At 71.9% G+C, this 14,077-nt stretch carries 12 protein-coding genes; 11 read left to right on the forward strand and 1 reads right to left on the reverse strand.

Features of this window, described 5'->3' with window-relative positions; translation table 11 throughout:
• Positions 1 to 185 precede the first annotated feature (185 nt).
• From ACFYZ3_RS09040 to ACFYZ3_RS09070, 7 genes are all read left to right on the forward strand, one after another.
• The gene (locus tag ACFYZ3_RS09040; RefSeq protein WP_388514937.1) at positions 186 to 1,130 is read left to right on the forward strand and encodes a universal stress protein; all 945 of its coding nucleotides are present in this window, start codon (positions 186 to 188) and stop codon (positions 1,128 to 1,130) included.
• Between the two features lie 142 nt (positions 1,131 to 1,272).
• Positions 1,273 to 3,531, forward strand: coding sequence for a formate C-acetyltransferase (pflB, locus tag ACFYZ3_RS09045; protein WP_388514939.1), 2,259 nt, complete (start codon positions 1,273 to 1,275; stop codon positions 3,529 to 3,531).
• Positions 3,532 to 3,536: 5 nt separating this feature from the next.
• Positions 3,537 to 4,289 carry a pyruvate formate-lyase-activating protein gene (gene pflA / locus ACFYZ3_RS09050; protein WP_383253730.1) on the forward strand — a complete coding sequence of 251 codons (753 nt, stop codon included), beginning with the start codon at positions 3,537 to 3,539 and terminating at the stop codon, positions 4,287 to 4,289.
• Positions 4,290 to 4,381: 92 nt separating this feature from the next.
• Positions 4,382 to 5,080, forward strand: a complete 699-nt coding sequence (locus tag ACFYZ3_RS09055) for a response regulator (RefSeq protein ID WP_383253389.1) — start codon at positions 4,382 to 4,384, stop codon at positions 5,078 to 5,080.
• A 163-nt stretch (positions 5,081 to 5,243) separates the two neighbouring features.
• Positions 5,244 to 6,269, forward strand: coding sequence for a type I glyceraldehyde-3-phosphate dehydrogenase (gene gap, locus ACFYZ3_RS09060; RefSeq protein WP_383253391.1), 1,026 nt, complete (start codon positions 5,244 to 5,246; stop codon positions 6,267 to 6,269).
• A 121-nt stretch (positions 6,270 to 6,390) separates the two neighbouring features.
• Entirely contained in the window at positions 6,391 to 8,148 is a 1,758-nt protein-coding gene (locus ACFYZ3_RS09065) for a GAF domain-containing protein (protein ID WP_388514940.1), read from the forward strand.
• A gap of 245 nt (positions 8,149 to 8,393) precedes the next feature.
• On the forward strand, positions 8,394 to 9,062 hold the full coding sequence (locus ACFYZ3_RS09070) for an OsmC family protein (RefSeq protein WP_388514942.1): 669 nt from the start codon (positions 8,394 to 8,396) through the stop codon (positions 9,060 to 9,062).
• Positions 9,063 to 9,156: 94 nt separating this feature from the next.
• On the opposite strand, the gene ACFYZ3_RS09075 is transcribed toward ACFYZ3_RS09070, so the two are convergent.
• A complete protein-coding gene (locus tag ACFYZ3_RS09075; protein WP_388514943.1) occupies positions 9,157 to 10,140 on the reverse strand; it encodes an Acg family FMN-binding oxidoreductase in 984 nt (327 codons plus the stop codon).
• A gap of 271 nt (positions 10,141 to 10,411) precedes the next feature.
• Here ACFYZ3_RS09075 and ACFYZ3_RS09080 point away from each other — a divergent pair, with 271 nt between their 5' ends.
• The 4 genes from ACFYZ3_RS09080 (at position 10,412) to ACFYZ3_RS09095 (ending at position 14,019) form a co-directional block, all read left to right on the forward strand.
• Positions 10,412 to 11,032, forward strand: a complete 621-nt coding sequence (locus ACFYZ3_RS09080) for a DoxX family membrane protein (RefSeq protein WP_167307126.1) — start codon at positions 10,412 to 10,414, stop codon at positions 11,030 to 11,032.
• Positions 11,033 to 11,183: 151 nt separating this feature from the next.
• Entirely contained in the window at positions 11,184 to 12,089 is a 906-nt protein-coding gene (locus ACFYZ3_RS09085; protein WP_164457499.1) for a universal stress protein, read from the forward strand.
• Positions 12,090 to 12,127: 38 nt separating this feature from the next.
• The gene (adhP, locus tag ACFYZ3_RS09090) at positions 12,128 to 13,150 is read left to right on the forward strand and encodes an alcohol dehydrogenase AdhP (protein ID WP_388514946.1); all 1,023 of its coding nucleotides are present in this window, start codon (positions 12,128 to 12,130) and stop codon (positions 13,148 to 13,150) included.
• 5 nt (positions 13,151 to 13,155) lie between these two features.
• Positions 13,156 to 14,019 carry a universal stress protein gene (locus ACFYZ3_RS09095; RefSeq protein WP_164457501.1) on the forward strand — a complete coding sequence of 288 codons (864 nt, stop codon included), beginning with the start codon at positions 13,156 to 13,158 and terminating at the stop codon, positions 14,017 to 14,019.
• The last annotated feature ends 58 nt before the right edge of the window (positions 14,020 to 14,077 follow it).

The raw sequence follows: 14,077 nt of genomic DNA on the forward strand, positions 1-14,077 counted from the left end.
CGGGGGCGGGCACGACGCGAGGTGCCGGCCGTCCCGCGTGAGGGACCGGTCGGCCCCCGATGAGCCCTTGCCATTCCGGAGGGACCATCGGCGCCCTGCCGGGGCTGTACGGCCCGTGGACCACCGGCACGGCCGGGCCGAGGCTCGAAGCCATCGGATTTCGACGACCAGGGAGGGGACACGTCATGCCGCGCGACATCGTGGTGGGGATCGACGGATCGACCGAGGGACTAGCCGCCGCACACTGGGCTGCCCAGGAGGCTCAGCGGCGAGGAACCGGACTCGGCGTGATCCACGTCTGGCACCGCCACGCCCGACCCGCGCCGTATGTCCCCATGGACAGCACCGAGCGCGAGTGGGCCGAGCAGCTCCTGGGCGAGGCCGTACGCAGTGTCCGGGCCGCCCACCCATGGCTACGGATCACCGACCGACTCGTGTGCGACTCCACGGTGGCCGGCCTGCTCGAGGCCGCGGCCGACACCGACCTGCTGGTCCTCGGTTCCCGCGGCCTCGGGCCTGTGGGCGGCTTTCTCACGGGCTCCGTGTCCCAGCGAGTCGTCGGCCGGTCCGCCCGCCCGGTCGTCCTGGTCCGCGCGGGACGGTCCGCCGCCGACGAGCACCTGCCGTCCACCGACGGCGTCGCCCCCGAGGAGATACCACAGACGCCCTACCGTCACGTGGTCCTGGGGCTGCAGACGGACCGTCCTTGCGACGAACTGATCGAGTTCGCCTTCGACGCCGCCCGCCGGCGTGGCACCGGCCTGTCCGTGGTCCACGCTTTCCGGACCGCCTTCCGGCCCGCCCCCGTTCCGTCCGTGCCACTGGTGTCCGCGACCCCGGAGGGCCCGGCTCCCGTTTCGTGGCCGCATGCTCAGGCGCTGGCGGATGAGGAGCGCACCGTGGCGGCGGTGCTGCGTCCCTGGCGGGAGAAGTACCCGACCGTTCCCGTGACCGAGACAGTCACCGAGGGGCGCGCCGCGGTGGTTCTGGTGCGGGCCGCTCAGGACGGGGGCCTCCTGGTGGTGGGCCGCCGCGGGCTCGATCACCGGGTCGGTGTCTTCACGGGGCCGGTCACGCACGCTGTCCTGCACCACGTCGGATGTCCCGTCGCCGTGGTTCCGCACGGCTGACACCACGGTGGCCGGTCGGGGCCGAAGGTCCCGGCCGGTCGGGCCCGCACGGGACCACCCGGTGCCCTGTCCGGCACTCCTCGCCGCGCACCCGCACGACGAGCATCGACAGTGACAAGACCGTACGACGAGAGGACCTGTGATGACCACGACGGTGACAGCCGGCCCCCGGACCGCCGACGCCTGGCGGCAGTTCGCCGGGAGCGGGTGGCGTGAGCGCATCGACGTGCGCGACTTCATCCAAGCCAACTACACGCCCTACGAGGGCGACGCCTCCTTCCTGGCCTGCCCCACGGACCGCACTCGTGCGGTCTGGGAGAAGGTCAGCGCGCTGTTCCCGGAGGAGCGGCGCAGGGGCGTGCTCGGCGTGGACGCCGCCACCCCCTCCACCATCACCTCGCACGCACCCGGCTACATCGACCGCGACCGCGAGCTGATCGTCGGCCTGCAGACGGACGCCCCGCTGAAGCGGGCGATCATGCCCAACGGCGGCCTGCGCATGGTGGAGAACGGGCTGAAGGCGTACGGCTACGAGCCCGACCCGTTCGTCACGAAGGTGTTCGACACCTACCGCAAGACCCACAACGCGGGCGTCTTCGACGGCTACACCCCCGCCATGCGCGCCGCCCGCAAGGTCGGCATCATCACCGGACTGCCCGACGCCTACGGCCGCGGCAGGATCATCGGGGACTACCGCCGCGTCGCCCTCTATGGCACCGACCGGCTCACCGAGGCCAAGCGTGCCGAGCGGGCCCTGCTGGACGCCCGGCCGTCCACCGCCGAGGTCGTCCGCGACCGCGAGGAACTCGCCGAGCAGATCCGGGCGCTGGGAGAGCTGGCCGAGATGGCCGCGTCCTACGGCTGTGACGTCACCCGGCCCGCGGCCACCGCGCACGAGGCCGTCCAGTGGCTCTACCTCGGCTTCCTCGCCGCGGTGAAGGAGCAGAACGGCGCGGCCATGTCGCTGGGCCGTACCTCCACCTTCCTGGACGTCTACCTCCAGCGCGACCTCGACCAGGGGCTCCTCGACGAGAGGCGGGCCCAGGAGCTGATCGACGACTTCGTCATCAAGCTGCGCATCGTGCGCTTCCTGCGCACCCCCGAGTACGACGCCCTGTTCTCCGGCGACCCGACCTGGGTGACGGAGTCCATCGGCGGCATCGGCGCGGACGGCCGCCCGCTGGTGACCCGCACCTCCTTCCGCTTCCTGCAGACCCTCTACAACCTCGGCCCCGCACCGGAACCGAACCTGACCGTCCTGTGGTCGCCCCGCCTGCCGGCCGGCTTCAAGGAGTTCTGCGCCCAGGTGTCCATCGACACCAGCGCCGTCCAGTACGAGTCCGACGACCTGATGCGCCCACGCACCGGGGACGACACCGCCATCGCCTGCTGCGTCTCCGCGATGGCGGTGGGCAAGCAGATGCAGTTCTTCGGCGCCCGCGTCAACCTCGCCAAGGCCCTGCTGTACGCCGTCAACGGCGGCCGGGACGAGATGACCGGCGACCAGATCACCCCGGAGATGCCGCCGCTGTCCGGCGAGTACCTGGACTACGACCAACTGTCGGACGCCTACGACCGCGTACTGGACTGGCTGGCCCAGACCTACGTCGACGCACTCAACGTCATCCACTACATGCACGACAAGTACGCCTACGAGCGCATCGAGATGGCCCTGCACGACCACCCGGTGCACCGCTTCATGGCCTGCGGCATCGCCGGCCTGTCCGTCGCCGCCGACAGCCTCTCCGCCGTCAAGCACGCCCGCGTGAAGGTCATCCGTGACGCGACCGGACTGGCCGTGGACTTCCACACCGAGGGCGACTTTCCGGCGTACGGCAACAACGACGACCGCGCCGACGCGATCGCCGTCGAGCTGGTGAAGTCCTTCATGGCGAAGGTACGCAAGCACCCCACCTACCGCGATGCCGAGCACACGCAGTCGGTGCTGACCATCACCTCCAACGTCGTGTACGGCAAGCACACCGGCAACACCCCCGACGGCCGCCGGGCCGGCCAGCCCTTCGCCCCCGGCGCCAACCCGATGAACGGCCGTGACAAGCACGGCGTGGCCGCCTCCGCCCTGTCGGTGGCCAAGCTGCCCTACGAGGCGGCACGCGACGGCATCTCCCTGACCACCACGATCACCCCGGAAGGGCTGGGCCACGTCCCCGAGGAGCGGGCCGGTCACCTGGTCGGCATCCTCGACGCCTACATGTCCGCCGGCGGCTTCCACATGAACGTCAACGTGCTGGACCGCGCCGTGCTGGAGGACGCGATGGAACACCCGGAGAAGTACCCCGAGCTGACGATCAGGGTCTCCGGCTACGCGGTGAACTTCGTCCGCCTGACCCGCGAGCAGCAGCTCGACGTGATCAGCCGCACCTTCCACGGATCGCTGTGAGCACGATGCCCCCGACCGTGGCAGCGGGATCGGTCACCGGCCGCATCCACTCCTGGGACCTGTCCACCGGCGTGGACGGTCCTGGGACCCGCTTCGTCCTCTTCGCCAGCGGCTGCCCTCTGCGCTGCCTCTACTGCGCCAACCCCGACACCTGGCACATGCGAGACGGCCGGGAGGCCACCGTCGACGAGGTGATGGCGGAGATCGACAAGTACCGGGACTTCCTCGTCACGGCCGGCGGGGGAGTGACCCTCACCGGCGGCGAACCCCTGCTCCAGCCGGCCTTCACCGCGGCGGTCCTGCGCCGCTGCAAGGAGGCCGGCCTGCACACCGCCCTCGACACCTCCGGCTTCCTCGGCGCCCGCGCCACGGACACGCTCCTGGCCGACACCGACCTGGTACTGCTGGACATCAAGTCGTTCGACGTCCCGACGTACCGGAAGCTGACCGGCGGCGCCCTCGCCCCCACCCTGAACTTCGCCACCCGTCTCGACGGGCTGGGCAAGCGCATGTGGATCAGGTACGTCCTGGTGCCCGGCTGGACCGACGACGAGGAGGCCGTAGACGGACTCGCCGGATTCCTTTCCGGCCTCGCCTGCGTGGAGCGGGTCGACATCCTGCCGTTCCACAAGCTCGGCGCCGCCAAGTACGACGCCCTGGGCATCCCCTTCCCCCTGCGTGACGCACCGGTCCCCGATCGGGTGCTGGTGGACCGGGTACGGGGCCAGTTCCGTGAGCGCGGCCTCATGGCCCACTGATGCAGGCGAAATGGGGCCGACCGGCCCTGGTCCTCGGCCATCCTGGGAAGGAAGGATTCTGGCACAGGCCGAGGCATTGCGAGGAGCATTCGATGGCGCACAGTGAGCAGGGCGAGAGCACGGGAAGCCCGATCAGGGTCTTCCTCCTGGACGACCACGAAGTGGTACGACGCGGGGTGCACGACCTGCTGGACGACGAACCGGACATCACCGTGGTCGGAGAAGCCGCGACGGTGGAACAGGCGCTGGTCCGGGTCCCCGCCCTGCGCCCCGACGTGGCCGTCCTCGACGTGCGCCTGCCCGATGGAGACGGCGTGACCGTCTGCCGCGAGCTGCGGTCGCAGATGCCGGACCTGGCCTGCCTGATGCTGACCTCCTTCGACGACGAGGAGGCGCTGCTGGACTCGATCATGGCGGGGGCGGCCGGATACGTCCTCAAGCAGATCCAGGGCTCGGACCTGGTCTCGGCCGTGCGCACGGTGGCCCGCGGCCAGTCGCTGCTGGACGCCAGCGCCACGACCAAGCTGATGGCACGGCTGCGGGGCGGCGGACAGCAGCCGGCCGAGGAGCCGGAAATGCTGCCGGGTCTCACCGACCGGGAACGCGAGATCCTCGAACTGATCGGCGAAGGGCTCACCAACCGGCAGATCGGCCAGCGGCTCTACCTGGCCGAGAAGACGGTCAAGAACCACATCTCCCGCCTGCTCGCCAAGCTCGGCGTGGAACGCCGTATCCAGGCCGCCGTCATCGCCACCCAGGCACGCGACCGGATGCGCCCCGAAGGCCAGTAACGGGCCGAGTCCCTCGGTCGGCCCCGCACCCGGTCCCGTGGGGCCGAAGGTCCCCACGGCCCGCCCCCGCCCGGCCCATACCCGCACGGACTCCCGGGCGGCAGGCTGAGAGCGGTCCCGGAACACCGCCGGGCATCGCCGCACCAAGGGGAGGACGGAAGACATGACCGTGCGAGTGGGTATCAACGGCTTCGGCCGGATCGGCCGGAACTACCTGCGTTGCGTCTTGGAACGCACCGGCGCCGCGGCAGCGCCGCTGGAGGTGGTGGCGGTCAACGACGTCACCTCCCCGGCGGCGCTCGCGCACCTGCTGACGTACGACTCGACGTACGGCCGGCTGAACCGCCCCGTCGAGCACGACGAGACCTCGCTGACCGTGGACGGACACCGCATCGCGGTGACCGCCGAGCGTGACCCGGCCGCGCTGGACTGGGGCGGCCTCGGCGTGGAAGTGGTGATCGAGTCCACCGGCCGCTTCCGCACCCGCGACCAGGCCGGCCTGCACCTGGCGGCCGGCGCGCGCAAGGTACTCCTGTCCGTGCCCGGCAAGGACGTCGACGCCACGATCGTCATGGGCGTCAACGAGGGCACGTACGACCCGGAGAACCACCACGTGATCTCCAACGCCTCGTGCACCACCAACTGCGTGGCCCCCATGGTCAAGGTCCTCGACGAGCACTTCGGCGTCGTCAAGGGACTGATGACCACGATCCACGGCTACACCAACGACCAGGTGGTCCTGGACGGCCCCCACAAGGACCTGCGCCGGGGCCGTTCGGCGGCGGTCAACATCATCCCCACCACCACCGGCGCCGCCCGCGCCGTCGGCCTGGTCCTGCCCGAGCTGGCGGGCACGCTGGACGGCAGCGCCGTGCGCGTTCCGGTGGAGGACGGCTCGCTGACCGACCTGACCGTGGTCCTCGAGCGGGCGGTGAGCGCGGAGGAGATCAACGCCGCCTACCGCGAGGCCGCCGAGGGACCGCTGAAGGACGTCCTGCGGGTGTCCGACGCCCCGATCGTCTCCCGCGACGTGGTCGGCGACCCCGCCTCCTGCGTCCTGGACGCCCCCCTCACCCAGGCCCACGGAGACCTGGTCAAGGTCTTCGGCTGGTACGACAACGAGTGGGGCTACACGAACCGCCTGCTCGACCTCACCTCGTACGTCGTGGCCCGGCTGCCCCGAGGCTGACGGTTCGGGCCAGTCGGCCCCGCGGCCGCGCTGATCTCTTATCGTCACCCCGTTCGAGCCGCTACCGTGGCAGATGCACGGTGAGGCTGCCGACATGCGGTGAGGCGTTGGAGGAGCAGCGGTGGAGAACGCCGAGGAGGCCCACGAGGCACGGGTACGGCTGCCCCAGCTGCGGCTGGACGAGCTGCTGGGGGAGTTGCAGGCCCGGCTGGACGCGGCGCGCGGCACCCGGGACCGGGTGCACAGCCTCCTGGAGGCCGTGCTGTCGGTCGGCCGCGAGCTCGACCTGGAGCAGGCGCTGCGCAGCATCGTCGAGGCCGCGGCGGCCCTGGTCGACGCGGAGTACGCGGCGCTCGGGGTGATCGGTCCGGACGGCAAGCGGCTGTCCGCCTTCCACACGGTGGGTGTCGACGCGGACCAGATCGCGCGCATCGGCCCTTACCCGGAGGGGCACGGCATCCTGGGCGAGCTGATCCGCCACCCCGAGCCGCTGCGCCTGGCCAAGCTCTCCGACCACCCTGCCTCCTACGGGTTCCCGGCCCACCACCCGCCGATGAACACCTTCCTGGGCGTGCCGATCCGGGTGCGCGACCACGTCTTCGGCAACCTGTACCTGACGGAGAAGCGCGGCGGGCAGCAGTTCGACGAGGACGACGAGTCGGTGCTGGCGACGCTGGCAGTGGCGGCCGGCGTCGCGATCGACAACGCCCGTCTCTACGAGGAGTCCCGGCTGCGCGAACGCTGGCTCCAGGTGAACGCCGAGATCACCCACACCCTGATGTCCGGCGCGGACCAGGGCGGGGTGCTGCCGTTGATCGCCGAACGCGCCAGGGAGATCACCGCTTCCGCCCTGAGCGTGGTGGCCATGCCGGTGAGCGGGACCGACAACCTCGCCGTCGAACTCGCCGTCGGCCAGGAGGCCGACGTATGGCGCGGGATCGTACTGCCCACGGAGGGCACGCTCATCGGGCAGGCGTTCGTCCAGCGGGCACCGGTCAGCAGCCCGGACGTCTCGTACGACTCCCGGGTCTCAGCCGGTCCGCCACGATTCGAAGGGCTCGGACCGGCCGTCGCCGTGCCGATCGGCACGGGCGACGAGGCCCGCGGTGTGGTGCTGCTGGTCCGGCAGTCCGGCGGCCGGGAGTTCTCCGAGAAGGAGACCGAGCCGCTCCAGGTCTTCGCCGCCCAGGCCGCCGTCGCGATGGAACTGGCGGAACGACGCGCGGACGTCGAACAGATCACCCTGCTGGAGGACCGCGACCGGATCGCCCGCGACCTGCACGACCTGGCCATCCAACGGCTTTTCGCCACCGGCATGACCCTGCAGAGCGCCGGTCGCCGCGTCCAGGACTCCATGGCCTCGGAGCGGATCCTGCGGGCGGTGGACGACCTCGACGAGACCATCAAGATCATCAGGTCGACGATCTTCGGCCTCCGCTCCCGCGACGATGACGCGGCGCCCGGCCTGCGCTCCCGTGCGGTGCGCGCGATCGGCGAGGCCGCTCCGCTCCTCGGCTTTGCTCCCAGCGTCCGCATGGAGGGCCTGCTCGACACGCACGTGCCCAGCGAGACAGCCGACCACGTCATGGCCGTCCTCACCGAATCCCTGACCAACGTCGCCCGGCACGCCGGCGCCGACCGCACCGACGTCGTGCTGGAGACGGACGGCAAGCAGGTCCGCCTGACGGTCACGGACAACGGCGTCGGCATCCCGGACGGAGGCCGCCGCAGCGGTCTGACCAACATGGCCGAGCGAGCGCGGAAGCTCGGCGGCGACCTGGAGCTGGAAAGCCCCGGCGGCAAGGGAACCCGGCTGGTGTGGCACGCGCCGCTGGCGCAGTCCCCGGACACGGCGGAGCCCGGCCGGCCCGCCCGGTGACGCACGGTGCCTGCGGGCGAGCGCCGCGTTGAGGCCCCTGCCGAACGGGGACTGGCGCACCAGGACCATCGGCACCCGGCGCGCGGGTCCCCCGGCCCATGACGGCGGACCGCGACTGCGGTCCCATTGAGGTGCCGAGGCGGACGACCGGGGCCGGCCCGGCCCGCCGCCCGGCTCGGGTGGGCGGAGCAGCCGCGTCGAGCACGCTTCAGGCTCGAGGGCAAGGCACCCGGCCGGGAGACGTCATGAAGATGACCAGCCGTTGCGGACGCACCATCAACGTCACACGACTCGCGCCCCAGGATCTCCCGGCTCCCATGGGACGCGTCGTCCTGGACACTGCCCCTGCCCCGTACGACAGCCGGGCCCCGTGGCTGTCGCTGACGGCCGAGGAGGCGCGGCGCCTGGCCGGTCTGCTGCTCTTCCAGGCCGCCGCCGTGGACCCCGCCCCCGACGGGCCGGCCGGACGCGTCGACGTGACCCCTGTCGCCGGCGATGCCTTCGAACTGCGAGTACGGGGACACGTCCTGACCGTCGACCAGCCACGAACCGACGGTGGCAGGGACACGGCACCCACGCCCGTGGAACTCTTCATCGCGTCCGTGGCCTCCTGCACCGCGCACTACGCGGGTCGGTACCTGGACCGGCATGGCCTCACCCGGGACGGCCTGACCGTCCGGGCGGACTTCCGCATGGCCGACGACCGCCCCGCACGGGTCGCCTCCCTGTCGATGACCGTCCACGCCCCGTCGCTGCCCGCCGAGCGGCTGGCCGCCCTGGGTGCGGTCGTCTCGCACTGCACGGTGAGCAACACACTGGCCGACGCTCCCGACATGCGGGTGCACGTCGGTTGCGAGCCGGAAAGTGCGGAGACCCCACCGGTCATGGAACACGGGCACGTCGACGCGGGGTGACAGCGCGGCAGAAGGGCACGGTGTGTTCACGCTGACCGACTTCGGCAGAGCAACGCCCGGTCGCGTCGTGGACGGGACCGGGCGGCACGCGTGCTCACTCGTCGGCTTCCACTACCTCCTCGACCGGGCGGCGCGGTGACGCGGGACCCTCGGGCCCGTACCCGAGCCGGATCACCATCTGCGTGTACACGCGAGGACCGTCGGCCGGCAGACCGTCAAGGACCCGGCGAAGATCGGGCCACTCCATGGCCTGGTGAAGAAGCGACGCGCGCACCCCGCGCCGAGTAGCCAGTAGAAGCACCTGTTCCAGGGCCTCGTCGGCCCGCAGCCAGTCCGTCCGCCGGTCGTGCGCCGTGGACAGCAGCGCGAGCGTCGGACGCGTCTCGAAGGCACGGGAGGGCAGCACCTCCGGGTGCCGGTGGGCCCCGAAGTCCCGCATCGGCATGCGGTCCAGCGCGTCCTGCGGGCCCACGGCCGCTGACGGAAGTCCCAGCGACTGTGAGTGCGGGCTACCGACGAGTCGGCGGCTCTCGGCCGCGCGGTCGGCGTCCGCCCGGTTGCGCCACTCCGCTTCACGCGTGGCGCGCAACACCCGTTCGGTGTCCTTGCGCCCCGGGAAACGCAGGGTCGCACCCTCCAGATGGGCGGCCTCGGCCAGCTCGGCGACCAGGTGCGACGGCAGCGGTCGCCCGGGGAAGGGGAAACGACTGCTGTGCCGGCGCCACACCGCCTCGTACAAGCCGGTCGACGGCGCACCACGCACCGCTTCGGCGAGCCGGACCGTGGCGAGCAGAGCGGGACGGTCAGGGCACGGGAGCAGCCGGGGCACCGGCTCCCAGCCGAAGTGGGCGGCCGCGACGCGCAGATTGAGGACCGCGCAGCCCACCGACAGGTGCACCGCCCGCCCCACCGGATCGGTGTGGCGCAGCGCCCGGTCAGCGGCGGCGTCGATCCGTACCGTGCGGGTGTCGGTATCGAGCCGGAAGCGCCAGGGCTGGGTGTTGTGCAGGGACGGCGCGGCCACGGCAGCCGCGACCAGCCGCTCCACGGCCGGGGCGGCGAGGGTCGGCGTGCTCATCGGGACTCCTTCCCGCCCATGTCCGAAGGCGGCTGGGCTGCTGAGTGAACCCTTCTCAGCCTTGGTCCCCGTCGGTGCGCCCGTAAGGGGTCGTACGGTCACCGCCCGGCACCGTTGGGCCTCGTCGTTCCGTGGTGGCCGAAGGTCCCTGTGGATTGGGGCTGTTGAGTCCGTGGGGTGTGGACCTTCGGCGTCGGGTGCGGGGTGGTGGGGTTCGGGAGAGTGAGTGGTGTCAGGAACCAGCCGGATCTTCTCTGAAGGAGTCGCTGTCATGGCCGTGCACCAGTCCACGCACCGTAGTTCGGGTTTCCGTCTGCCGTCGTTCCGCCGTAACGGCGCGGTTTCCGCGCCCGGGTCGGTGGAGGCCGGCGCGCTTACCGCTCGGGCCTGTGTCTTCGCGTCGGCCCGGGTGCTGATGGGGTTCGTGTTCCTGTGGGCGTTCCTGGACAAGACGTTCGGTTTCGGTTACGCCACCGCGTCCGGCAAGGGCTGGGTCGACGGGGGTTCGCCGACGGAGGGTTTCCTGGGGCATGTGGCGGTCGGTCCGATGGAGTCGACGTTCCACTCGTGGGCCGGGGCGGCGTGGGCGGACTGGCTGTTCATGCTGGGTCTGCTGGGGATCGGGCTGGCCCTGACCGCGGGGGTGGCGCTGCGTCTGGCGGCCTTCGCGGGGACGGTGATGATGGCGTTGATGTGGGTGGCGGAGTGGCCGCCGGCCAAGCACCTGTCCGATGGGTCGGCGAGCATGTCGACGAACCCGTTCGCCGACTACCACCTGGTGTACGCGGTGGTGCTTATCGCCCTGGCCGTGGTGTCGGCGGGTGACGCGCTGGGTCTGGGCCGGTGGTGGGCCAGGCTCCCCATCGTTCGCGACCACGCGTGGCTGCGCTGAACACGACTGGTGGGGCGGGACCACCCACGGACCCGCCCCACCAGCCTGCCGGCAGGGACCGTCGGCCCCACCCCGGGACCACAGGCCCTGCCGCCCGGGACCGCCCGAAGAGACGCTGAGAACGGAACCAATGACACAGGAGGTGGCCGGCATGGCCCGCACGATCACCGTAGGACTCGACGGCTCGCCCGAGAGCCGGGCAGCCGCAGAGTGGGCGGCCCGCGAAGCCGCGTTGCGCCAGGTGCCGGTACGGCTGCTTCACGTGTGGCAGCCGGTACCGGAACCCATGGCCCAGGCTCCGCTCCTCGGCGCCGAGACCCACCAGCACTGGACCGAGCGGATCCCCCGGGACACGGCCGAGGGCTTGAGGCTGCGGCACCCCGGGGTCGAGGTGTCCACGGAGCAGGCGACCGGCACCCCGGCAGACGTCCTGCTCGCCGCCGCCCGTGACGCGGAACTGCTGGTGCTGGGATCGCGTGCCCTGAGCGGGCTCACGGGTTTCCTCGTCGGATCCGTCGGTCAGTCCGTGATCGCCCGTGCCGAGGCGCCGGTGATCCTCGTCCGAGCCGGCGAACAGGCCGCCGACGAGCACCTCAAGGACCCCACCGGCATACCGTCGGCCGCCACGGGCTTCCGGCCGGTGGTCGTGGGACTGGACACCGGCAGCCCCGACGAGACGGTCCTCTCCTTCGCCTTCGAGGAGTCGCGGCGCCGTCGGGCCCCGCTCATCGCCGTGAGGGCCTGGAACCTGCCGTCTTCCTACACCTACAGCATCGCCGCCGGATTCGACCCGCGCGAGGAACTGGCCCGCGCCCAGGCCGAAGCACTCACCGAAGCACTGCTGCCCTGGCGGGAGAAGTACCCGGACGTCGAGGTGACCGAGACCTGCCGCCTCGGCAGTCCCGCGGAGCACCTCATCGACGCAGCCCGCGACGCCTCCCTCGTCGTCGTCGGCCGCCGCATCCGCCGCAATCCGTTCGGCGTGCACATCGGCGCCGTCGCCCACGCGGTCATGCACCACGCCACCACCCCCGTCGCCGTCGTCGCGCACGACTGACGCGGCCCACCGAAGACGAGCACAGAAGGAGCAGCACCATGAAGGCAGCGGTCGTCCGGGAGTTCGGCAAGCCCCTGGTCATCGAGGACAGGCCCGATCCGGAGCCCGGTCCGGGGCAGGTGCTCGTAGCCGTCGAGGCATCCGGCCTGTGCCACACCGACATCCACGCCGCGCACGGCGACTGGCCGGTCAAGCCCACCCCGCCGTTCGTCCCCGGGCACGAGGGCGTCGGCCTGGTCGAGAAGCTGGGCGCCGGCGTTACCCACCTCGCCGTCGGACAACGCGTCGCCGTGCCCTGGCTCGGCAAGGCGTGCGGACGGTGCGAGCACTGCCGGTCCGGCTGGGAGACCCTGTGCGAGGACCAGGTCAACACCGGGTACGGCTGCGACGGCGGGTACGCCGAGAAGATGCTGGCCTGGGCCGACTTCGCCCAGCCGGTGCCCGAGGGCGTCAGCGCCCTCGACGCCGCCCCGCTCACCTGCGCGGGCGTCACCACCTACAAGGCGCTGAAGGTCGCGGACGTCCGGCCCGCCCAGCTCGTCGCCGTCTCGGGCGTGGGCGGACTCGGGCACCTAGCGGTGCAGTACGCGAAGATCGCCGGGGCCCGGGTCGCCGCGATCGACGTCACCGACGACAAGCTGCAACTGGCCCGGGAGCTCGGTGCGGACATCGTCATCGACGCCCGCACCCAGGACGTCGGCGCCGCGCTGAAACGACACGGCGCTGCGCACGCCGCCCTCGCCCTCGCGGTGAACCCGGCCGCTTTCCAGGCCGTCAACTCCGGTCTGAGGCGCGGCGGGAAACTCGTCATGGTGGCCCTGCCGGCGCACGGCACCCTCCAGGTCCCGATCTTCGACACGGTCCTCAACGGCACCTCGGTCATCGGCTCCATCGTCGGCACCCGGCAGGATCTCGCCGAGGTCTTCCAGCTCCACGCCGAGGGCCGCACGAAGGTCATCCGGGAGACCCGTCCGCTCGCCGCCGTGAACGACTGCATCGACGAGGTCCTCGGCGGCCAGGTCAAGGCCCGGATCGTGTTCGATCTCAACGCGGGAGGCTGAGAACGATGGTCCTGCCCATGGTCGTCGGGGTCGACGGCTCCGAGTCGAGCCTGCGGGCCGTCGACTGGGTGGCCGACGAGGCCGCCCTGCACGGAGTACCCCTGCGGATTGTCCACGCCTACCGCTGGGACCGCTACGAGGGCGCCTCCCTCGCCCGCGAACTCGGCAAGCCGTCCGGTCACGTCACCACCGACGACATCCTCGTCGTCGCCACCCGCCGAGCCCGTCGTCACCACCCGGACCTCGCCGTCACCACCGCGGCGGTGGCCGAAGAACCGGAGTACGTCCTCCTGCGCGAAGCGCGCAACGCCTCCGCCCTGATCGTGGGCACCCGCGGGCGCGGCGAACTCGCCGACCTCCTGCTCGGCTCCGTCAGCCTGGCCGTGGCCACCACGGCGGACTGTCCGGTCATCGTGATCCGCGGAAACCACGACAACCGGGCCGCCGGCGGCCGGCGCGGCCGCATAGTCGTCGGCGTGGCCGACGCCCCCACCGCGGCGGTGCGCCTCGCCTACGAGGAGGCCCGGCGGCGCGGAGCCGCCCTGGACGCGGTACGGGCGTGGCGATGCCCCACCCACGACACGGTCGACCACCCGCTGCTCGCGGGCACGCCCGAGCGGGTGCACGAGGAACGGGCGGCCAAGGAACTGGAGGCCGCGCTCGCCGACGCCCCGGCTGACGTACGCCTGCGCCGCCACACGGCCGAGGGACCCGCCCGCCGAGTGCTGCTGACCGCCTCGCACGAGGCGGACCTGCTGGTCGTCGGCCGACGACGTCCCGGGCAGTTCGGGCACCGCCTCGGCCGCGTCGCCCACACGCTCCTGCACCACGCCGCCTGTCCGGTCGCGGTCGTACCCGACACGGAGTGACCGCCCGGAGGCGCCGCCCGGGACGACCGGCGGGAGACCGGGGACCGACCGGCCCTGC

The organism is Streptomyces sp. NPDC001599, assembly GCF_042893535.1.
Taxonomy (GTDB): Bacteria; Actinomycetota; Actinomycetes; order Streptomycetales; family Streptomycetaceae; genus Streptomyces.